Origin of the sequence: Pasteurella pantherarum (genome assembly GCF_049670885.1) — a bacterium.
Lineage (GTDB): Bacteria > Pseudomonadota > Gammaproteobacteria > Enterobacterales > Pasteurellaceae > Pasteurella.
On sequence record NZ_CP187173.1, the window covers coordinates 1,810,217 to 1,831,163 of the forward strand.

22 protein-coding genes are annotated in these 20,947 nt (G+C 40.6%); 3 read left to right on the plus strand and 19 right to left on the minus strand.

Annotation, left to right across the window (positions count from 1 at the left end; genetic code table 11):
* Positions 1 to 151: 151 nt before the first annotated feature.
* The gene (locus ACPEEM_RS08515) at positions 152 to 577 is read left to right on the plus strand and encodes a DUF417 family protein (RefSeq protein ID WP_424406681.1); all 426 of its coding nucleotides are present in this window, start codon (positions 152 to 154) and stop codon (positions 575 to 577) included.
* A 161-nt stretch (positions 578 to 738) separates the two neighbouring features.
* Here ACPEEM_RS08515 and lipA read toward each other — a convergent pair whose 3' ends face one another.
* The 10 genes from lipA to rhlB all read right to left on the minus strand — a co-directional run bounded on the left by lipA (position 739) and on the right by rhlB (position 10,115).
* Positions 739 to 1,701, minus strand: a complete 963-nt coding sequence (gene lipA / locus ACPEEM_RS08520; protein ID WP_424401730.1) for a lipoyl synthase — start codon at positions 1,699 to 1,701, stop codon at positions 739 to 741.
* Between the two features lie 67 nt (positions 1,702 to 1,768).
* Entirely contained in the window at positions 1,769 to 2,425 is a 657-nt protein-coding gene (gene lipB, locus ACPEEM_RS08525) for a lipoyl(octanoyl) transferase LipB (protein ID WP_424401731.1), read from the minus strand.
* A gap of 6 nt (positions 2,426 to 2,431) precedes the next feature.
* Complete coding sequence (ybeD, locus tag ACPEEM_RS08530) at positions 2,432 to 2,728, minus strand: DUF493 family protein YbeD (RefSeq protein ID WP_424401732.1); 297 nt, start codon at positions 2,726 to 2,728, stop codon at positions 2,432 to 2,434.
* A gap of 106 nt (positions 2,729 to 2,834) precedes the next feature.
* On the minus strand, positions 2,835 to 4,022 hold the full coding sequence (locus tag ACPEEM_RS08535; RefSeq protein ID WP_424404087.1) for a serine hydrolase: 1,188 nt from the start codon (positions 4,020 to 4,022) through the stop codon (positions 2,835 to 2,837).
* A 27-nt stretch (positions 4,023 to 4,049) separates the two neighbouring features.
* Positions 4,050 to 4,910 carry a septal ring lytic transglycosylase RlpA family protein gene (locus ACPEEM_RS08540; protein WP_424406683.1) on the minus strand — a complete coding sequence of 287 codons (861 nt, stop codon included), beginning with the start codon at positions 4,908 to 4,910 and terminating at the stop codon, positions 4,050 to 4,052.
* A 43-nt stretch (positions 4,911 to 4,953) separates the two neighbouring features.
* Positions 4,954 to 6,069, minus strand: a complete 1,116-nt coding sequence (rodA, locus tag ACPEEM_RS08545) for a rod shape-determining protein RodA (RefSeq protein WP_424401734.1) — start codon at positions 6,067 to 6,069, stop codon at positions 4,954 to 4,956.
* A complete protein-coding gene (mrdA, locus tag ACPEEM_RS08550; RefSeq protein WP_424401735.1) occupies positions 6,069 to 7,991 on the minus strand; it encodes a penicillin-binding protein 2 in 1,923 nt (640 codons plus the stop codon). The genes rodA and mrdA overlap by 1 nt, the downstream gene beginning before the upstream one ends.
* Position 7,992: 1 nt before the next feature.
* Positions 7,993 to 8,460, minus strand: a complete 468-nt coding sequence (gene rlmH / locus ACPEEM_RS08555) for a 23S rRNA (pseudouridine(1915)-N(3))-methyltransferase RlmH (RefSeq protein ID WP_424404916.1) — start codon at positions 8,458 to 8,460, stop codon at positions 7,993 to 7,995.
* Positions 8,461 to 8,476: 16 nt separating this feature from the next.
* On the minus strand, positions 8,477 to 8,788 hold the full coding sequence (rsfS, locus tag ACPEEM_RS08560; protein ID WP_424401737.1) for a ribosome silencing factor: 312 nt from the start codon (positions 8,786 to 8,788) through the stop codon (positions 8,477 to 8,479).
* A gap of 55 nt (positions 8,789 to 8,843) precedes the next feature.
* Positions 8,844 to 10,115 carry an ATP-dependent RNA helicase RhlB gene (gene rhlB, locus ACPEEM_RS08565; protein WP_424401738.1) on the minus strand — a complete coding sequence of 424 codons (1,272 nt, stop codon included), beginning with the start codon at positions 10,113 to 10,115 and terminating at the stop codon, positions 8,844 to 8,846.
* A 211-nt stretch (positions 10,116 to 10,326) separates the two neighbouring features.
* On the opposite strand from rhlB, the gene rho reads away from it, so the two are divergent.
* A complete protein-coding gene (rho, locus tag ACPEEM_RS08570) occupies positions 10,327 to 11,589 on the plus strand; it encodes a transcription termination factor Rho (protein ID WP_424401739.1) in 1,263 nt (420 codons plus the stop codon).
* Between the two features lie 159 nt (positions 11,590 to 11,748).
* On the opposite strand, the gene ACPEEM_RS08575 is transcribed toward rho, so the two are convergent.
* The 9 genes from ACPEEM_RS08575 to yceD form a co-directional block, all read right to left on the minus strand.
* On the minus strand, positions 11,749 to 13,089 hold the full coding sequence (locus ACPEEM_RS08575) for an anaerobic C4-dicarboxylate transporter (protein WP_424401740.1): 1,341 nt from the start codon (positions 13,087 to 13,089) through the stop codon (positions 11,749 to 11,751).
* A 244-nt stretch (positions 13,090 to 13,333) separates the two neighbouring features.
* Positions 13,334 to 13,564, minus strand: a complete 231-nt coding sequence (gene acpP / locus ACPEEM_RS08580; protein ID WP_034617387.1) for an acyl carrier protein — start codon at positions 13,562 to 13,564, stop codon at positions 13,334 to 13,336.
* A gap of 260 nt (positions 13,565 to 13,824) precedes the next feature.
* Positions 13,825 to 14,553 (minus strand): 3-oxoacyl-ACP reductase FabG, encoded by a 729-nt coding sequence (fabG, locus tag ACPEEM_RS08585; protein WP_424406685.1) that lies wholly within the window; start codon positions 14,551 to 14,553, stop codon positions 13,825 to 13,827.
* A gap of 21 nt (positions 14,554 to 14,574) precedes the next feature.
* Positions 14,575 to 15,513, minus strand: a complete 939-nt coding sequence (fabD, locus tag ACPEEM_RS08590) for an ACP S-malonyltransferase (RefSeq protein WP_424401742.1) — start codon at positions 15,511 to 15,513, stop codon at positions 14,575 to 14,577.
* A gap of 67 nt (positions 15,514 to 15,580) precedes the next feature.
* Positions 15,581 to 16,114: a hypothetical protein gene (locus ACPEEM_RS08595; protein ID WP_424406687.1), complete on the minus strand. Its 534-nt coding sequence runs from the start codon at positions 16,112 to 16,114 to the stop codon at positions 15,581 to 15,583.
* Between the two features lie 36 nt (positions 16,115 to 16,150).
* Positions 16,151 to 17,104, minus strand: a complete 954-nt coding sequence (locus ACPEEM_RS08600; RefSeq protein ID WP_424401744.1) for a beta-ketoacyl-ACP synthase III — start codon at positions 17,102 to 17,104, stop codon at positions 16,151 to 16,153.
* Positions 17,105 to 17,178: 74 nt separating this feature from the next.
* On the minus strand, positions 17,179 to 18,201 hold the full coding sequence (plsX, locus tag ACPEEM_RS08605) for a phosphate acyltransferase PlsX (protein ID WP_424401745.1): 1,023 nt from the start codon (positions 18,199 to 18,201) through the stop codon (positions 17,179 to 17,181).
* A gap of 27 nt (positions 18,202 to 18,228) precedes the next feature.
* Positions 18,229 to 18,399, minus strand: coding sequence for a 50S ribosomal protein L32 (rpmF, locus tag ACPEEM_RS08610; protein ID WP_005765142.1), 171 nt, complete (start codon positions 18,397 to 18,399; stop codon positions 18,229 to 18,231).
* 17 nt (positions 18,400 to 18,416) lie between these two features.
* Entirely contained in the window at positions 18,417 to 18,941 is a 525-nt protein-coding gene (gene yceD / locus ACPEEM_RS08615) for a 23S rRNA accumulation protein YceD (protein ID WP_424401746.1), read from the minus strand.
* Between the two features lie 294 nt (positions 18,942 to 19,235).
* Here yceD and ACPEEM_RS08620 point away from each other — a divergent pair, with 294 nt between their 5' ends.
* Positions 19,236 to 20,885 carry an ABC transporter substrate-binding protein gene (locus ACPEEM_RS08620; RefSeq protein WP_424408251.1) on the plus strand — a complete coding sequence of 550 codons (1,650 nt, stop codon included), beginning with the start codon at positions 19,236 to 19,238 and terminating at the stop codon, positions 20,883 to 20,885.
* Positions 20,886 to 20,947: the final 62 nt, after the last annotated feature.

The window sequence follows — 20,947 nt, forward strand, 5'->3', positions numbered from 1 at the left end:
TTCAGGTGTTTTTTTATGGCGTTACTGCGATAAAAGAAAGATTATGACAATGAAAACAATAGGCAATCCCCACGTTATTCCCTGTAAGCCTTGTTTATTCGTCACGTCTAACCCTATATATCAAACGACACAAAAAAGATGGAGAGAAAAAATGAATACATGGAGAGTGAAATTCCAACAATCTAACCTAGATATGCACATTTTACGCCTGAGCGTAATTATCTTATTTGCTGTATTTGGCAACACCAAATGGTTTGACTTTGAAGTGGAAGTGCTAAAACCCCTTATTTCCAACAGTTGGCTTCACTTTTTATACGACCTTTTTGGCTTCCATTACACCAGCTATTTACTCGGCGTGGTAGAAAGCATTGCCTATCTTGCCTTAATCATCGGCATATTCAAACCTAAATACGGTTTAATCGGAAGTGCCTTAGTGTTCGTCACCGCCTTAGTGACCGTCAGCTTACTGCCTCAATTAGGTTTTAATGGCTTTGTTTTCAAAGACATTTTATTAATCGGCATGGCTCTCGTGTTATTTAAATATGATTTAAATCGAGCGTACCCGTTGAAACACTAATATAAAAAATGGAAAGGCGTTTAACCTTTCCATTTTTTCTTTTTCCTCATTACTGCCCTTCTCTGCTTAAAGTGCGGTCATTTTTTCACGAGTTTATGACATCATCTCCCCACATCGCTAACCCATCAAAAGGCAAATAACAACCAGAAAGCAGCATCTGCTTATTTCACGATTTCACCTTTCGCTTGTAAATCCGCATGATAAGAAGAACGCACGAACGGCCCACAAGCTGCATGCTCAAAGCCCATCGCCTGTGCTTTATCACGGAATTCATCAAATTCAGTCGGTGGGACATAGCGTGCCACAGGTAAGTGATGGCGGCTTGGTTGTAAATACTGCCCTAATGTCAACATGGTGACCCCGTGAGCACGAAGATCTTGCATCACTTGTAAAATTTCGTCATTGGTTTCACCTAAGCCCACCATTAAACCTGATTTTGTTGGAATATGTGGAAACATGGCTTTAAAATCTTTAAGCAATTTTAATGACCATTGATAATCTGCACCTGGGCGAATCTCACGGTATAAACGTGGAACATTTTCTAAGTTGTGATTGAACACATCAGGTGGATTGTCTTTTAACTTATCCAAGGCTTGCTCGATACGCCCACGGAAATCGGGTACCAAAATTTCAATCTTAATCTCTGGATTCAATTTACGAATTTCTTTAACACATTCGGCAAAATGCCCTGCTCCACGATCAGGTAAATCATCACGATCCACCGAGGTGATCACCACATAACGCAATTTCATATCTTGAATAGTTTCTGCCAATTTACGTGGTTCTTCAGGATCAGGCGGTAATGGCTTACCATGTGCAACATCACAAAATGGGCAACGGCGAGTACAAATTGCCCCTAAAATCATAAAGGTTGCAGTACCATGGTTAAAACACTCATGTAAATTTGGGCAAGAGGCTTCTTCACACACCGAGTGCAACCCATGACGACGCATGCCATTTTTGATGCTATCAATTTTAGCGGAATTCGCTGGTAGTTTGATTTTCATCCATTCAGGCTTCTTTAAGAGCTCCTGATTGGGATCGATATTTTTGACAGGAATGATGGACGTCTTAGCAGCATCACGATACTTAACACCACGCTCCATTTTAAAAGGTGTACCCATGTTGGTTCCTTAAATACTAATGACTATCTCGAAAAGTGCGGTCTGTTTTCAACAAATTTCGGAAATGTTAAAAATTTGTTACATTATATCCTAATAATTGGGCAAAGTGTGCAACTAATTTTGGGGAAACCTGATCACAACTTGCCTGTTCGGGATCAATAAAATCTGCCAATTGACACATTTCCAAGCCCGCATAACCACAAGGGTTAATAAAATGAAAAGGCGATAAATCCATATTAATATTGAATGCAAGCCCATGAAATGAACAGCCTTTGCGAATACGCAAACCGAGTGAACAAATTTTCTTCTCATCAATATACACGCCTGGAGCATCGGCTTTCGGGTAAGCCTGAATACCATAATCCGCCAATGTATTCACCACCGCTTGCTCAAGTGCCGTCACCAGATGACGTACATTTAAATCACGACCTAAGGCTTTTTGACGTTTAATATCAATTAACACATACATCACCTGTTGCCCTAAGCCATGATAGGTAATTTGTCCACCCCGATCCGATTGCACCACAGGAATGGCTGTCTGTTGTAATAAATGTTCGGCTTTTCCTGCTTGCCCTTGTGTGAAAACACTTGGGTGTTGCACTAACCAGATTTCATCTTGTGTTTCTGCATCACGCTCATCTGTAAACTGCTGCATTTGATGCCAAACAGTGTGATACTCTTGCACGCCAAGCTGACGAACAACAAGGGTTGTTTGTATAGTCATATTGCCTTATAACACCATTCTGACGCCATCAATTTTGGCTAATTCCACATAAAGGGTTTCCACTTGTTCGATATGCTCTGCCACAATATCAATAGACACGGAATTATAGGTTCCTTTGCTACTGATTTGCTGACGAGGATTGTAATCACCCTTCGCATATTTTTGCACCACCACAACCACATCATCCATCAAATCGCTTCGGTTTGCCCCCACCACTTTAAAGGTAAATGAGCAAGGGAACGCTAAAAGATCTTTTAATTTTGCTTGTGGTATGTCATTGAGTTTGATCATTTTGTCTGTCATTGTCTTTTCCTAAAATTAACTAAATAGGAACCGCACTTTCACCACTCAGCAAAAGTGCGGTCATTACATTTTATCTATTGTTCGACAATATGCGGTCGATTTTTATTTAATCAAGTAAGCTTTTTACCGTAAGCACCAACCAGTCCCATGCTTTGCTAAACATGCCGCCTTCTTGCACCTCTTGCATGACTTGCAAGTCGACTTTGGCAACATCTTTACCCTCTAATTGATACACCACTTTCCCCACAACTTGACCTTTGGCTAAAGGGGCTTGTAAATATTTCACATCTAATTCATAGCGTGCTTTTAAATCCGCATGACGCCCTTTGGGCACCGTAATAAAGCTGTCTTGTAGTACGCCGAGAGCCACATCGCTGAGATCACCATAATAAACAGACTGTTCGGAAATGGCTTTACCTGCCTCAAGGGTTTTAAAGGTTTCAAAGTTAGCAAATCCCCACTGTAAGAGTTTTTTGCTTTCCACTTCACGCCCTTTAATGGTTGGCACACCCATCACCACGGAAATCAAACGCATATTGTTCGCATTGGTTGCAGAAGCCACAAGATTATAGCCTGCTTTATCGGTATGACCCGTTTTAATGCCATCGACTTGTAAAGTTTTGTCCCACAACAAGCCATTACGGTTTTGTTGCTTAATTTTGTTAAAGGTAAAATCTTTCTCCGCATAAATTTTATATTCTTCTGGCAAATCACGAATTAAATGCGAACCGATGATTGCCATATCCCGTGCGGAAGAAAATTGGTTTTCATCATCTAAACCATGCACGGTCGTGAAGTGGGTGTTTTTTAACCCAAACTGCTGTGCATATTTATTCATGGCGTCCACAAAAGCCGACACCGATCCTGAAACATGTTCAGCAATGGCGACAGAGGCATCATTACCCGACACAATAATGACACCACGATTTAAATCAGATACCGATACTTGCTGATTTAAATTCAAAAACATTTTTGATGAACCTGGGAAATTCTTTCCCCATGCACTTTCCCCAATGGTCACCATATCAGAATGGTGAATTTTACCTTGTTTTAACGCATCGCCCACCACATAACTCGTCATCATTTTGGTCAGAGAGGCGGGATATTGACGCTGATCAGGATTTAATGATGCTAATACCGTGCCTGAATTATAATCCATTAAAATATAGGTTTGGGCATTCAATTGTGGGGTAACAATCCCATAATCTACATCTTGTGCCACTGAACTTAATGGCCACGCAAAGACACTGGCGAGCCACGCCACTTGCGTTTTCTTTACAATTTTTCTCAACATCATCGTCTATCCTAAAATCGAATGGGGTTAATTACTGAATGAATACATAATGACCGGTTTGGAATAATTTAATTTTCTTAACCCAGCTTTTAAGTTATCCACATCGGTCTTCTCTTTAAATGGACCAAAATAGATATCGAATTTCTTCCCTTTTTGTTTAATTTCAGCTTGCACATTATGATGACTTAATGCCGAAATTAAACGCTCTGCCTGCTTCTTTGAGCTGATATCCATCGCTCGTAATTTATAATGAACATCGCCTTTATCGCCTGATGAATTAGGCATTTCACCATGTGAATGATCCTGCGAACCTAACACCAATTTGTTCAAGGCTTCATCATTTTTAGCAATTTTTGATAAGGTGTGCGTGGCTGCCCCAGTGAGTTTCCCCTGTTTATTGACATGCAAGGCTTCCACTCGTACTTTACTTAACCCGTGATGCACCACGCCCAATTCACCTGCCGCGGCATGTGATAAATCAATAATGCGACCTTTCACAAAAGGCCCCCGATCGTTGATTTTCACAATCACCTTACGATTATTATGTAAATTGGTCACCAATGCATAAGAATTCATTGGTAAGGTTTTATGTGCAGAGGTATACAAGTTTTCATTATAAATCTCACCGTTGGCGGTTTTACGCCCGTTGAACTTTTTATGATAAAAACTGGCAATCCCCTCACGGGAATAGCTTTTGGCTTTATCATGTGGTGTGGTGGAATAAGTAATGCCTTTTACCACATAAGTTTCTGATTGCTTAACTGGCTGACTATATGCCAATTTAGGGCCTTTCACACCATAAAGCCTTTTTGTTTCCGCATAGCTTGATGTGGCTAAAAGCATCATCAAAAGTGCGGTCAATTTTAAATATGTTTTTTGTATTTTCATAAGAACTGTCATTTTTTAACCATAAATTAAGATATCAAAAATGCTAATTAGTTCCCTTTAAAAAATGCTCCTTATGTGTATGAATTGACATAATTAAGCCAAAGCCCGCCATTAACGTTACAAATGACGTGCCACCATAGCTAAACAAAGGCAGGGGGACGCCCACAACGGGCAAAATACCACTCACCATACCAATGTTCACAAACACATAAACGAAGAAAATTAAAGTAATTGCACCAACGAGAATACGTCCAAATGAGGTCTGGGCATTGACACCTATCATCAAGCCTCTTGCCACAATAAATAAGTAAATCGCCATTAAAATGATAAAGCCGATCATGCCGTATTCTTCACTTAACACTGCAAAAATAAAATCAGTATGTGGCTCAGGTAAAAACTCAAGCTGAGATTGAGTACCTTCCATCCAGCCTTTTCCCCACATACCGCCAGAACCAATTGCAATTTTTGATTGCAAGATATGATAGCCCGCACCCAACGGATCTTTCTCAGGGTCAAGTAAGGTTAATACCCTCGTCCGTTGATAATCATGCATCAAATAAAACCACATGATTGGAATAAATCCAGCTAATGCGACTACCGCGATTAAGATGAGCCACCAGCTCATTCCTGCAAGAAAGACAACAAATAAACCCGATGCACTGACTAAAATTGAAGTGCCTAAATCGGGTTGAATCGCCACTAAGAGGGTCGGCACAAAAATTAAAATCAATGCAATAAACGTATGGCTTAACTTAGGGGGAATATGTCGTTGCCCTAAATAGACCGCCACCATTAATGGCACGGCTAATTTCACAATTTCAGACGGCTGAAAACGAAAAATACCCAAATCAAGCCAACGTTGTGCACCTTTACTTGTAATCCCAATTGCATCCACCAAAACCAACAACACAATCCCCATGCCAAATAAAAGCGGGGCAATGCGTTGATAAAATTTGGGTGGAAATTGTGCCATCACTAACATGACGACAAAACCTAAACCCACCTGAATCACACGGCTACGAAACATATTTTCATTGCCGCCAGATGCGCTATATAACACCACTAAGCCATAAGCAGAAATGACCACTAAGCCAAGAAATAGCCATAAATCAATGTGCAATTTACGCCACAAAGACAGCCAAATATTTTTTTCTTGCATTATTCTGCGACCTCTTCTTGTATGACTTCAGATGGAGAATTTCGTTGCAAACGTTGGTTCAAATAATAATCCATAATCTGACGAACCACTGGGGCTGCCGCACTTGAACCACCGCCTGCATTTTCCAAAATAATAGATACCACCATTTTAGGATCATCATAAGGGGCGTAGGCGGTAAACCAAGCATGGTCATGTAATTCTTTCTTTAAGCCACTGGCATCATAATTTTGATTTTCTTTCAAACTAAACACCTGTGCCGTGCCTGATTTTCCCGCCGCACGATAACTTGCCCCAACAAACGCCTTACGCCCCGTACCATTGGAGGCATTAATCACGTTATACATGCCTCGTTTTGCAGCGTCCCAAAAAGCTTTTTTAGGCGTTGTGATATCTTCATATAAAAGGGGATCTTGATAAGGCTCTAAGGTTTGCCCTTCAATAAATTTCATCAAATGTGGCGTATTGACTCGCCCATTGTTCACTAACACGCTGGTGGCTTTTGCCACTTGTAAGGGCGTGGCAATCCAATAACCTTGTCCAATGCCGACGGAAATCGTATCCCCTTGTAGCCACGATTTTTTATGGCGTTTTTGTTTCCATTCACGACTTGGCATAATGCCTGCGGTTTCTTCTTGAATATCAATGCCTGTCGGCACGCCAAAACCAAATTTTTTCATCCAATCGGAGAGACGATCAATCCCTAAGTTATAAGCCGTTTGATAAAAATAGGTATCTGAGGATTCCACAATGGCTTTGTTCAGATCCGTGTAACCATGTCCTGAGCGTTTCCAATCTCGGAAACGTTTGGTTGAATTCGGTAAGATCCAATAACCTGGGTCAAAAATAGTGAGATTCTGAGTAATGACCCCTTCTTGTAAAGCCCCTACTGCCACAAAAGGTTTCACCGTCGAGGCAGGAGGATAAGCCCCTTGCGTGACACGGCTATATAATGGACGGTTAGGATCATTTAACAAACGGCGATAATCTGGACCTGAGATCCCATCCACAAATAAGTTATTGTCATAACTTGGGGTCGATACCATCGCCAAAATGCTATTGTCTTTGGGATCAAGCACGACCACCGCCCCTTTTTGATTCCCTAATAAATCCGTAATATAGCGTTGCAATTCCAAATCAATGGTTAAATGAATGCTTTTCCCCGCAATGGCTGGTTGTTCACGCAGTTTACGGATCACCTTGCCTCGATTATTGATCTCCACTTCTTCAAAACCTGTGGTGCCATGCAATTGCGATTCGTAATAACGCTCAATCCCCAGTTTTCCAATATCATGTGTGCCTGCATAATTGGCGTATTTCCCCTCTTTTTTCAAACGCTCCACATCTTTATCATTGATCTTCGCCACATAACCTAAAATATGAGTTAAAGGCTCACCATATAAATAATGACGTTTAAAATAGGGTTTCACTTCAAGGCTGGCAAACTGATATTGATTGACAGAAAAACGGGCAATTTGTTCCTCTGTGAGATTAGGTTTTAATAAAATAGACGTATAGCGAGAGGAACGGCGACGTTCTTTTTTAAAGGCATCAATATCTTCTTCTGTTAAGCCGACAATATCAGCCAGTGCGGCAAAAGTGCGGTCTAAATCCGCCACTTTTTCGGGCACGATATAAAGACCAAAGAAGGTTAAATTTTCTGCTAAGAGTTTTCCATTACGATCATAAATCAAGCCACGTGTTGGCGGTAAAGGTAACAATTTGATCCGATTACCATTGGAACGGGTTTGATAGGTGTCATAATTTACGATCTGTAAATGATACAAATTGGTGGCTAACACCGCAGCCAACAACAACACGCCAATAAAAGAAAGCAAAGCTCGACGCACAAATAAATTGCGTTCCGATTTTTTATCACGAATCACTTCTTGTTGTGGTTGTGAAAGCAATCTTTTTAAATTCATATTACTCTCGGTGATAAGGGTGATTTGTCGTCACTGACCACGCCCGATACAAACTTTCCGCCACCACCACACGCACTAAAGGGTGTGGCAAAGTCAGCGGAGAAAGCGACCAACTTTGTTCTGCGGCGGCTTTACATTCTGGTGATAACCCTTCAGGCCCACCAATTAATAAACACACATCACGCCCATCATGTTTCCACATCTCAAGTTGCTGTGCTAATTGTTCAGTGGTCCAAGGTTTGCCGGGAATATCTAAGCTCACAATGCGATTTTTACCACAAGCCGCCAACATCGCTTTGCCTTCTTGCTCTAAAATACGCTTAATATCCGCATTTTTGCCTCGTTTACCCGCCGGAATTTCGGTTAACTCAAAAGGCATATCTTTTGGAAAACGACGTTGATATTCTTCAAATCCTGTGGTGACCCAAGCGGGCATTTTTGTGCCCACTGCAATTAACTGAATTTTCACAACCCCTTGCTCCGCCTTAACGCCACAGTTTTTCGAGTTGGTACATATCTCGGCTTTCACGTTGCATGATATGCACAATCGCTTGACCAAGATCCACCACGATCCAATCTGCAGTGTCTTTGCCTTCATCACCAAAGGTTTCAAAGCCTGCTTGCTTACATTCCGTAATCAAATTTTGTGCAAGTGAAGAAACATGACGGCTTGAGTTACCAGTGCAAATCACCATATCGTCTGTGATGGAGGATTTACCACGTACATCTAAACGTAAAATATCGGTGGCTTTTAAATCATCTAATTTATCAATGATAAAATCGACTAATGTATTCAAAATCTCGTTTCCTTCATGGTAAAAAGTCGCAGATTCTAACACGACTTAGCTTGGCTTAAAAGTGACGTTTCATTGTTCTTTTCTTATTTAACGATCTCTGATGCCCTTGTGGACGTGAAGCCTGCTGCCCCCCTCGTTGAACACGGTGTGGCTTCGGTAAAGCTAATAAGGCTGTCGCATCATATTGGCTGACAGGAATACGGTGATCAATATAGCTTTCGATTGCAGGTAAGTTCATGGCATATTCTTCACAAGCAAAACTGATGGAAACCCCGCTTTCCCCTGCTCGTCCTGTACGCCCAATACGATGCACATAGTCTTCACGATCATCTGGCAAATCATAGTTAAAAACATGAGTCACTTCTGAAATATGTAAACCCCGTGCCGCAACATCTGTCGCCACTAAAATATCAAGCTGCCCTTCCGTAAATTGTTTAAGTAAGGATAAGCGTTTTTTTTGTGCCACATCCCCTGTTAATAAACCGACACGGTGTCCATCTGCAGACAAATAGCCCCAGATTTCTTCACAACGATGTTTCGTATTAGCAAAGACAATGCAACGATCTGGCCATTCTTCTTCCAATAAGGTCAACAAGAGTGCCATTTTATCTTGATTAGAAGGATAAAATAATTCTTCTTTGATACGATGCCCTGTTTTTTGCAACGGCTCAATTTCGATATATTCAGGCTCATTCATATCCTCAAAGGCTAATTCTCGGACTTTATAAGACAAGGTGGCAGAAAAAAGCATGGTTAAACGCTGCTGTGGAGCTGGGCATTTGCGTAATAAATAACGAATATCTTTAATAAAGCCTAAATCAAACATACGATCCGCTTCATCAAGCACCACCACTTGAATTTGGTCTAAACGAATAATCCCTTGTTTGACATAATCAATCACACGACCTGTTGTACCAATTAAAATATCCACGCCTTCTTCAATGGCTTTCAGTTGTTTCTCATACCCATCTCCACCATAGGCGAGCCCCGTTTTTAACCCCGTTGCTTGTGCCAACAACATGGCATCATTACTAATTTGAACGGCTAATTCCCGTGTGGGGGCTAAAATCAATGCTCGTGGTTGATGAACAGGTTTGTTCACTTGATGTGTTAATAGGTGATGAAACGTGGCAGTTAAAAACGCAATGGTTTTCCCCGTGCCCGTCTGTGCTTGGCCTGCCACATCTTTGCCTGCCAATGTAATAGGCAAGGAAAGGGCTTGAATCGGGGTGCAAAACTCAAAACGATTGGCTTGTAAGGCGGCTAACACATTGGAATGTAAGGGTAAATCCGAAAAACGGCATTGCGATAAATAATTCGTCTGCATAAAAATAATAAATCTCTGATAAAAAATTGTGCTAAGAATAGCACGAACTCGAAAAATCCCCAAAAAATGACCGCACTTTTTCAAGTTTTTTAAAAAAACACCGTACTAAAACTAGACACTGATAGGTTTTAGTGATAATTTACGCACATTAAAAAACTCATAATTATCATTCTATTATTTCTTTTATCAAATCAACAAACCCTCAAATATTATGCATCTTACAGAACTAAAAAACAGACCTGTTTCTGAGCTCGTCGAGCTTGGTGAAGGGCAGATGGGCCTTGAAAATTTAGCCCGTTTACGCAAACAAGACATTGTGTTTGCCATCTTAAAACAACATGCCAAAAGTGGCGAAGATATTTTTGGAGGCGGTGTACTGGAAATTCTGCCCGATGGGTTCGGTTTCTTACGTTCCGCAGACAGTTCATACCTTGCAGGCCCTGATGATATTTACGTTTCCCCTAGTCAAATCCGTCGTTTCAACTTACAAACTGGTGATAAAATTGAAGGCAAAATCCGTCCACCGAAAGAGGGCGAACGCTACTTTGCTTTATTAAAGGTTGACCAAGTCAACGATGACAAACCTGAAGTTTCTCGCAGTAAAATCCTTTTCGAAAACTTAACCCCACTTCATGCAAACTCTCGTTTAAGAATGGAGCGAGGCAATGGCTCAACAGAAGATTTAACTGCCCGTATTCTTGATTTAGCGTCCCCAATTGGTAAAGGTCAGCGTGGTTTGATTGTCGCACCGCCAAAAGCAGGGAAAACCATGTTGTTACAAAACATTGCACAAAGTATCACTTACAATTATCCCGAATGTGAGCTAATTGTGTTATTAATTGACGAACGTCCAGAAGAAGTGACCGAAATGCAACGTTCTGTCAAAGGGGAAGTGATTGCCTCCACCTTTGATGAACCTGCCACTCGCCACGTTCAAGTGGCTGAAATGGTGATTGAAAAAGCAAAACGTTCCGTTGAACACAAAAAAGATGTGGTGATCTTACTTGACTCAATCACACGTTTAGCCCGTGCTTACAACACCGTAACCCCAGCTTCAGGCAAAATCCTATCTGGTGGTGTGGATGCCAACGCATTACATCGCCCAAAACGTTTCTTCGGTGCAGCCCGTAATGTTGAAGAAGGCGGGAGCTTAACCATTATTGCTACCGCACTTGTGGATACAGGGTCAAAAATGGACGAAGTGATTTTTGAAGAGTTTAAAGGAACGGGGAATATGGAATTGCATCTTTCGCGTAAAATTGCGGAAAGACGTGTCTTCCCAGCAATTGACTTTAACCGTTCAGGAACACGTAAAGAAGATTTACTCACTCACCCAGACGAACTACAAAAAATGTGGATTCTACGCAAAATTCTTAATCCAATGGGTGAAGTGGAAGCCATGGAATTTCTTATTGATAAACTCATGGTGGCAAAAACCAATGATGAGTTTTTTGAAATTATGAAACGTTCATAATACTCGCCACAAACAGCATAAGGGTGAACTTCAGGTTCACCCTTTTCTTTTGAGCCAAATAAGCCAAAGCTAGAGATACTTTCAACCCAATAAAAAAGCGGTGGAAACTTTTTCAAATTCCACCGCACTTTTGAATCATTGCTTGAAGTTAATGTTTGCTTATGCAATCACCACATTTGCCACTGCCACACCCACTAAACAAGCCACCACAACACCAATTAACCCAGGCAACATAAAGCTGTGGTTAAAATAGTATTTCCCGATTTTCGTTGTGCCGGTCACGTCAAAGTTCACAGTTGCAATATCAGAAGGATAATTTGGAATGAAGAAGTAAGCGTAAGTAGCTGGCATTAACCCCACAAGTAACGGTGCCGGTAAGCCCAATTCGATCCCGACTGGTAACATCATCACCGCTGTGGCTGCTTGGCTGTTAATCACGACAGAAACCGCAAATAAGGCTAACGCAAAAGTCCAAGGGTAATGTCTTACCATGGAGGTGACCCCTTCTCTAAATTCTGGCATCGCAAATTGGAAGTAAGTGTCACTCATCCACGCAATACCAAAGATCGCAATGGCGGCAACCATCCCCGACTTAAACACCACACCATTTGGGACTAATTGTGGGTTGGTACGTGTTGCCAATAAAATAATCCCACCAAAACATAGCATCATCATTTGAATAATTAATGACATGGAAATCGGTTTGATTTTATCCCCGATACCGATAGTACGAATCTCAGGTAACATCGCCACCACAACAATGACCACTAAAGAAAGCAAAAAGAGATAAACTGATTTTTTCGCTGAAGCAGGTAATGCTTCGTTTAATGTGGTGCTAGTGGTGCTTAAAATACGTTCACGCCAAATTGGATCTTGTAAACGACGTTGATATTCTGGATCATCTTCCAACTCTTTACCACGATACATACTGTACACGGCTAATGCCATTGTCCCTGCGAAGGTGGCGGGAACGGTCACACAAATGATATCCAATAAGGTGATATGTTCAAATCCTGGAAGGTCAACAATTTTACCGAGATAAAAAACCACTGCAGCAGAAAGTGGACTAGATGTAATGGATAACTGAGAGGCAACAGAAGAGGCTGCCATTGGACGCTCTGGGCGGATTTTATTTTTTAATGCCACATCCCCAATAATCGGCATAATCGAATAGACAGAATGACCTGTACCAAGCATAAAGGTCATTAAATACGTCACCAAAGGTCCGAGCAAAGTAATACGTTTTGGATTGCTACGTAAAATACGTTCTGCAATTTGCAACATAAATTTTAAACCGCCTGCCGCTTCAAGGATTGAGGCACAAGTCACCACAGAAAGAATAATCAGCATGACATCAACAGGTGCTTTCCCAACTGGCATACGGAAAATAAAGACTTCAATGGCTAAACCAATACCTGATACCACCCCTAATCCGATACCGCCAAACCGACTACCTACATAAAGCATCAGTAGCAAAAACAAAAACTCTAAATAAAGCATAAATATACCTCTAAAATGTTATATGAAACTATCGGGTATCATACTTGATTTAACGTTGTATACAATATATTTAGATTATCTTTTAAGCAAGCGTAATAGAAATTACACAATAGTTTAGTTTAAATCAAAAAAATCAAAATCTGACAACAAAAGAAGGGAATAAAAAGTTGGAATAAAATAAGGTTAGGTAAAAAAGAAAGGGAAAGAAAAAAGTTAGGCGATGATATCATCGCCCAAATAAGAATTATTGATTGTTTTGAACGTAATCAATCGCAGATTGAACGGTTGTGATTTTCTCAGCTTCTTCATCTGGAATTTCGATATCAAATTCTTCTTCTAAAGCCATGACTAATTCAACTGTATCTAAAGAATCCGCACCTAAATCTTCAACGAAAGACGCTTCAGATTTTACTTCGTCTTCTTTAACGCCTAATTGTTCAACGATGATTTTTTTTACGCGTTCTTCAATGCTCATTTGTTTCTTCCTATGTTTAGTTTTTTCGCTCACTGCGACGAGTTGGTTAGTGTATGTATTTTTTCACAAGTTACAACGCTTTTTATTGCTGGTCAAACCTCAAAGCAGACTAAAAATACATACCGTGAAAAGATAGTTACGTTACTTCATATACGCTTAAAGTGGTGTAACCAAGTTACATTGCAGTCGGGATTTTATCATTAAGCACTCATTTTGGCTATGGTTTTTATCCCATTAGCACGGTTATTTCTCTTGCCTAATTAATTGGTATACATTCCACCGTTCACATGTAATGTGGTACCTGTAATATAGGCTGCATCATCTGAGGCTAAAAAGGCGACAGCTTTTGCAATATCTTTTGGATCCCCTAAACGACCTGCAGGAACTTGTGATAAAATGCCTGCTTTTTGTTCATCGGTTAATACCTCTGTCATATCCGTTGCAATAAAACCTGGTGCAACTACATTAACAGTGATACCACGAGAAGCCACTTCTTTTGCCAATGCTTTACTAAAACCAATCACCCCAGCTTTCGCTGCACAGTAGTTGGTTTGTCCTGGATTCCCCATAGAGCCCACCACTGAACCAATCGTAATGATACGACCAAAACGTTTCTTCATCATTGAACGTAACATCGCTTTAGATAAGTGGTAAACGGAAGTTAAGTTGGTTTGCATGATATCAAACCATTCTTCATCTTTCATACGCATTAACAGATTATCACGGGTAATCCCTGCGTTATTCACGAGAATATCAATATCACCAAAATCTGCTTTGATTTTGTCTAATGTGCTTTCAATAGAGGCAAGATCTGTCACGTTTAACACAAGACCTTTTCCTTTTTCGCCTAAATACGCAGAAATACTTTCAGCCCCCTTTTCAGAGGTGGCTGTTCCAATAACAAATGCCCCTTTTGCACTTAATTCTTCCGCAATCGCACGACCAATACCGCGTGTTGCACCTGTTACTAATGCAATTTTACCCTGCATTTTGTGTCCCCTTTTATGTAATTATGCTAAAACTTCTTCTGCTGCATTTAATGATGTGACATCATTGACTGCAGCGGCTTGTAAATCGGCAACAATACGTTTTGTTAAACCCGTTAACACTTTGTTTGGCCCGATTTCCAATAATACTTCAATACCTGATTCTGCCATGAATTCAACGGTTTCTGTCCAACGAACTGGGCTATAAAGTTGACGAATAAGAGCACTGCGAATTTCTGTACTTTCTGTTTCTGTTTTTACATCAACATTATTAATAACAGCCGTATTCGGTGCTTTCACCGCAATATTTTCTAAAGAAACGGCTAATTGATCCGCCGCAGGTTTCATCAACGCACAATGAGAAGGCACGCTGACTGCCAATGGCAATGCACGTTTTGCACCAGCTTCTTTACAAGCTGCAGCAGCACGTTCAACAGCGGCTTTTGCCCCAGCAATAACCACCTGACCTGGTGAGTTAAAATTCACTGCAGATACCACTTCACCCTGTTCAGATTCCGCACAGGCTTTAATAATTGCGTCATTCTCTAAACCAATAATGGCATACATGGCTCCCGTCCCTTCTGGCACGGCTTGCTGCATTAACTTACCACGTAATTCAACTAATTTAATGGCATCTTGGAAATCCAACACCCCTGCACACACTAATGCAGAATATTCACCAAGGCTATGTCCCGCCATGATTTCAGGTTTTAAATTTGGATACTTTTCTTGCCAGACACGAAAAATCGCCACTGAAGCAGCCAACAGTGCAGGTTGGGTTTGCCATGTTTTATTTAACTCTTCAGCAGGTCCTTGCTGTACCAGTTGCCATAAATCATAATCAAGCACCTCTGATGCCTGTTTAAATGTTTGCTCCACTACGGGATATTCAGCGGCTAATTCTGCCAACATACCCACAGCTTGTGAACCTTGACCTGGAAAAACCATTGCAAATTTTTTCATGTTATTTAATCCCTATTCTTTTAAAAAACTGTTCTCAAAACGACCGCACTTTTGAACAATGCCTTGATTATTTTTTCTTTTTCAATGTCGAACGAACACAATGGCCTTGATAAGATTGCTGTTCGCTGAGTTGATAAGAAAGGGTCATTGTTTTTTCAGTCATTTCATCAATATTGAAATAAACTCGCTCGCCTTGTTCAATGGGGGCGGAAAGAATTTCATACATTTGGTCATCTAACGACTTGGCATTTTTATGCTTTTTAATCAGCTTCTGTGCGATTTCATCATGGACTTTTTTCACATGCTTTTGATTCGCAAAGAGGATCAGTTGATTTCCTTTGACTTGCCACTGACCTTGTTTCAAGATCATGTAACGATACATTGGGACATCAATGGTATGCAAAAATAAGCCTGAATTACGCATTTCACCATTCGGTTTAAAATTGAATAAATCAATAAAACGGCTATTCAAATTAGGATAATCCAACACACATTCCCAAATACCACTCACCTGTTCAGGCTTAATCATGGGCTGCTGAGATGGTTTTGCACAACCAAGTAAAGTACAAGCCAAGGTGCCAACCAAAATGTATTTCTTCATGTTAATGTCTCATTAATATCAATGAATAGGTTGCTATTAAAACCTAACTAACGCCGATCCCCAAGTCAGACCACCGCCAAATGCTTCTAATAAGAGCAGTTGACCACGTTGAATTCGTCCATCACGCACCGCTTCATCAAGGGCACTCGGAATGCTACCAGCTGAGGTATTACCATGGCGATCAAGGGTGACCACCACTTGAGACATTGCCATATCTAATTTTTTCGCTGTCGCAGAAATGATACGTAAATTCGCTTGATGCGGGACAAGCCAATCAATATCTTTTTTATCTAACTGATTTTTCTCAAGGGTTTCCTCAACCACATTCGCCAGTTCACGTACCGCAATTTTAAAGGTGGCATTGCCTTGCATTTCCAAATAAGCAGGATCAGATTCCACCCCACGGGCTTGATTGGCTAAAGTTAACACATCGGCATTATCGCCTGATGCGTGCAAATGCGTTGAAATAATGCCCGCTTCCTCACTGGCTTCCAAAATGACCGCACCCGCACCATCACCAAATAAAATGATCGTACTCCGATCTTCTGGGTTTAAGGCACGAGAAAACAGATCAGAACCAATCACTAAGGCTTTTTTTACTTTACCCGTGCGAATAAACTGATCAGCAACAGTTAACGCATACACAAACCCTGAGCAAGCGGCTGCGACATCAAAGGCGATGGCATCTTTAATGCCTAACATTTTCTGAATTTGGCAAGCGGCACTTGGAAAGGCATAGGTTGAACTGGTTGTTGCTACAATAATCAATTCAATATCATTGGTATCCATTGGCGACATCTCTAAGCATCTTTTCGCTGCTTCAAAGCCCATGGTGGCAACACTTTCATCTGCATTAGCAATGCGACGTTCTTTGATCCCCGTACGTTCAGAAATCCATTCATCTGAGGTTTCCACCATTTTTTCTAGATCTGCATTAGTACGGATATTTTGTGGTAAATAACTACCAGTTGATAAGATTTTACTATACATAATAAATCTCGTTAAAAAGGGTAGCGAACTTGCTACTTTTAAATTAATGATAACTTTTTGTCTTATTATATGGGCTATTGATATTTTTCCAGCCCCATCAAAATTTTGTTAGGAATTTGCTGGCGAACCTGAAATGCCGCATCAGCAATGGCATAAGCAAACGCTTCACTGTTTGCACTACCATGGCTTTTTACCACAACAGAGGTTAAGCCAATTAAAGACGCACCATTGTACTCATCGGGATTTATACGTTTTAAGCGTAAATAACTGTCTTTAAAAAGATGACGCAAAAGCCACGAAAATGCGGGCTTTAATAAACTATTTTTTGATTTTCCTTTCAATAAAGTAATCACATTTTTTGCCGCCCCTTCAAGGGTTTTGAGTGCCACATTGCCCGCAAAGCCATCACTGACAATCACATCTGCCTTACCATTTAATAGAAAGTTGCCTTCAATAAAGCCGACATAATTTAAGGCATTATCCACTTCAAGAAGATTCGCCGCCTCTCTGATGGATTTATGTCCTTTAATATCTTCGCTGCCAATATTTAATAATGCAATGCGAGGATAAACCAGATCGAGGATATTCTCAGCAAAAATTGCCCCCATTAACGCAAATTGATAAAGATTTTGGGCATCACAATCAATATTCGCACCCAGATCAAGCATTACGCTTTTTTCCCCATCAACTGTTGGGATAACGGAAATTAATGCAGGGCGTTCAATGCCTTGCAAAGGTTGCAATAAAATTTTTGATAAGCCCATTAACGCCGCAGTATTGCCAGCACTGACACAACCTTGTGCATCGCCTTTTTGTACTGCTTCAATGGCTAAACGCATGGAGGTTCCTTTACTATGACGTAAGGCGTAAGAAATGCCATGATCATTATCAATCGTACGTGAACAATGACAAATCGTCATACGTGATTTTAAGGCTTGAGGGGTTTTCTCTAATAAAGGCAGAATTTGTTGGCTATCACCAAACAATAACAAAGAAAGCATTGGATCATTTTCCAACGCAAGGAGGGATGCGGGGATAGTAATACGGGGACCAATGTCCCCGCCCATCACATCTAACGCAAGGGTTAGACGACTCAAGTGATTACCTTTCTAATAGGATAGAAATTATTTATTAATCACTTTACGACCACGGTAGTAACCGTCAGCAGTTACATGGTGACGTAAATGGGTTTCACCAGTCGCTTTCTCAATTGATACAGCAGCGGTGGTTAGAGCATCGTGTGAACGACGCATATCACGACGTGAACGAGATTTTTTGTTTTGTTGAACAGCCATTGGCTATACTCCTAAATTTACTTTTGCTTTAAACTAGCTAATACAGCGAACGGGTTCGGTTTTTTTGCCAGCTCTTCGGGCAATTCGCCAAAAACCTGTTCGTGCGCGGACACTTCACAGTGTTCAGATGAATGCAATGGCACGATCGGTAGACTTAAAATTAACTCATCTTCTATCGTTCCAAGTAAATCTATTTCACCAAAGGAATTAAATTCAATTGGCTCATAAATTTCTGGCAATACATCGGCTTGATCCAAATTAGCCACAGGACTGTAAGAAAATGTACAATCAAGGGGTTGCATAAAAGGCTGTCCACAACGTTGACAAACTAATTCGACATCAACGGTAGCCTGCCCTTTCATGACCACTAATTTTTGTGGATCAATAAAAAACGATAATCTAACCTGCGCATCGCTGAGCACTTTATTCACTGACTCAGCAAGACGTTCAAGCTGACTGGTAGCATAATAGCCATCATAATCCAATCGGCGTTGTGCATCTTTGACTGGGTCAACTGTTAGGGGTAATTTTACCTTTTGCATAGGGCGTGAATATTACCGTTTGAGAAGAAAATAGTCAAAGGAAATTATCATTTTTTACCAGAAATCAAGTGGGAAGGTTAAAACAGCTTACCGCATTCAAGCTGAATACTGCTTTATTTTTCATCAAAAATTCAAATAAAAAAGGCAAAAGATTTCATAACCGCATAAAGTGCGGTAGATTTTTATCAAATTTTATGAAATCTAGCTCACAAATTACACTTTCTTCACTTTACAGTTTTCTGTTTTTCATTTATTAATAAAAGTTCTTTTTACCTACAAAAAAGGAACATAATGATGACAAACACAATGAAAAAAACCTTCCTCAATGTAGCCGTAAGTAGTGCGTTAACCCTTTTCGCTACACAATCCGCATTGGCTGCTCAGGTTCCTGCAGGAACCACTTTGGCGGACAAACAAGAATTACGTTGGAACATCGGATCCAACCCCACCTCTTTAGACCCGCATAAAATTGAAGGCTCACCAGAAGGCTTTGCCTCTCGCCAACTGTTTGAAACCCTTGTAATTTCAGATGCAGAAGGTCATATTATCCCTGGTGCGGCAGTCAAATGGGAACACAGTCCAGACTTTAAAACATGGACATTCTATCTTCGTCCAGAAGCAAAATGGTCAAATGGCGAACCCGTCACAGCAGAGGATTTCGTTTTCTCTTTTCAACGTTTAGCAGATCCGAAAACCGCCTCCCCTTATTCCAGTTATTTAAAATACCTTAAATTAGTCAATGCCGAAGAGGTGACCGCTGGGAAAAAAGCCCCTTCAGAATTAGGCGTTAAAGCCCTTGATGCTCACACCTTGCAACTTACCCTGTCTGACAGCGTTCCTTATGCAGATAAACTGACCGAACATTATGTGTTAGCCCCTGTGAATAAAAAAGTGATCGAACAATATGGCGATAAATGGACAGATATCAAAAATATTGTGGGGAACGGTGCATTTAAAGTATCTAACTGGATTATTAATGAAAAATTAGAACTCATTCCTAACCCGAATTACTGGGATCATGCCAAAACGGTGTTAACCAATGTCACGCTTTATCCTATTGAGTCCGAAAATACCGATGTTGCACGTTATCGTGCAGGGGATTTAGATATGACCAACCATGCCATTCCTGTAGAGCTTTTTACGAAACTCAAAAAAGAATTACCGAATGAAATTTATACGCCAGCGTCATTGTGTACCTATTTATATGAAATCAATAACAAAAAGCCACCCTTTGATGATCCACGTGTGAGACGTGCATTAGCCATGTCTGTTGAGCGTGATATCATTACCGACAAAGTGTTAGGACAAGGTCAAACCCCAGCTTACAACTTCACCCCAACTTACATTAACGGTGGCGAAAAAATCCAAAAACCAGAATGGGCAGCCTTATCACAAGCTGAACGGAACAAAGAAGCCATTAAATTATTAAAAGAAGCGGGCTTTGATAAGAAAAATCCATTGAATTTCACCTTGTTGTATAACACCTCCGATAATCATAAAAAAGTGGCCATTGCCGCCTCTTCCCTTTGGAAGAAAAACCTTGAAGGGGTAGTCAATGTGAAATTGGAAAACCAAGAATGGAAAACCTACTTAGATACACGCCACCAAGGTAACTACCAAGTCACCCGTGCAGGTTGGTGTGCCGACTATAACGAAGCCACAACCTTCTTAAACTACTTCCTTTCCACCAGTAGTAACAACACAGCGTTTTATAAGAGCAAAGCCTTTGATGATTTATTAGCCTCTTCTTATCACGTTGAAACAGATGCAGAACGGGCAGAAATTTATGCGAAAGCCGAACATCAATTAGCGGAAGATTCTGCGTTAATTCCGCTTTATTACTATGTTAGCCCACGCATGATGAAACCTTATGTGAAAGGCTTTGCCATTAATCACCCTGCACAAAACTATTATTTAAAAGATGTTTATTTAGTGAAACCTTAATTGTTGTGATTCACGTTGGTGCATAAACAACGTGAATACATCACTTTCCTCACTCATTTTAC

Bases quoted from the DNA above. Each gene is read 5' to 3' on its own strand.
- ACPEEM_RS08515 (WP_424406681.1), top strand. From the start codon at position 152: ATGAATACATGGAGAGTGAAATTCCAACAATCTAACCTAGATATGCAC.
- lipA (WP_424401730.1), bottom strand. From the start codon at position 1,701: ATGGGTACACCTTTTAAAATGGAGCGTGGTGTTAAGTATCGTGATGCT.
- lipB (WP_424401731.1), bottom strand. From the start codon at position 2,425: ATGACTATACAAACAACCCTTGTTGTTCGTCAGCTTGGCGTGCAAGAG.
- ybeD (WP_424401732.1), bottom strand. From the start codon at position 2,728: ATGACAGACAAAATGATCAAACTCAATGACATACCACAAGCAAAATTA.
- ACPEEM_RS08535 (WP_424404087.1), bottom strand. From the start codon at position 4,022: ATGTTGAGAAAAATTGTAAAGAAAACGCAAGTGGCGTGGCTCGCCAGT.
- ACPEEM_RS08540 (WP_424406683.1), bottom strand. From the start codon at position 4,910: ATGAAAATACAAAAAACATATTTAAAATTGACCGCACTTTTGATGATG.
- rodA (WP_424401734.1), bottom strand. From the start codon at position 6,069: ATGCAAGAAAAAAATATTTGGCTGTCTTTGTGGCGTAAATTGCACATT.
- mrdA (WP_424401735.1), bottom strand. From the start codon at position 7,991: ATGAATTTAAAAAGATTGCTTTCACAACCACAACAAGAAGTGATTCGT.
- rhlB (WP_424401738.1), bottom strand. From the start codon at position 10,115: ATGCAGACGAATTATTTATCGCAATGCCGTTTTTCGGATTTACCCTTA.
- rho (WP_424401739.1), top strand. From the start codon at position 10,327: ATGCATCTTACAGAACTAAAAAACAGACCTGTTTCTGAGCTCGTCGAG.
- ACPEEM_RS08575 (WP_424401740.1), bottom strand. From the start codon at position 13,089: ATGCTTTATTTAGAGTTTTTGTTTTTGCTACTGATGCTTTATGTAGGT.
- acpP (WP_034617387.1), bottom strand. From the start codon at position 13,564: ATGAGCATTGAAGAACGCGTAAAAAAAATCATCGTTGAACAATTAGGC.
- fabG (WP_424406685.1), bottom strand. From the start codon at position 14,553: ATGCAGGGTAAAATTGCATTAGTAACAGGTGCAACACGCGGTATTGGT.
- fabD (WP_424401742.1), bottom strand. From the start codon at position 15,513: ATGAAAAAATTTGCAATGGTTTTTCCAGGTCAAGGTTCACAAGCTGTG.
- ACPEEM_RS08595 (WP_424406687.1), bottom strand. From the start codon at position 16,114: ATGAAGAAATACATTTTGGTTGGCACCTTGGCTTGTACTTTACTTGGT.
- ACPEEM_RS08600 (WP_424401744.1), bottom strand. From the start codon at position 17,104: ATGTATAGTAAAATCTTATCAACTGGTAGTTATTTACCACAAAATATC.
- rpmF (WP_005765142.1), bottom strand. From the start codon at position 18,399: ATGGCTGTTCAACAAAACAAAAAATCTCGTTCACGTCGTGATATGCGT.
- yceD (WP_424401746.1), bottom strand. From the start codon at position 18,941: ATGCAAAAGGTAAAATTACCCCTAACAGTTGACCCAGTCAAAGATGCA.
- ACPEEM_RS08620 (WP_424408251.1), top strand. From the start codon at position 19,236: ATGACAAACACAATGAAAAAAACCTTCCTCAATGTAGCCGTAAGTAGT.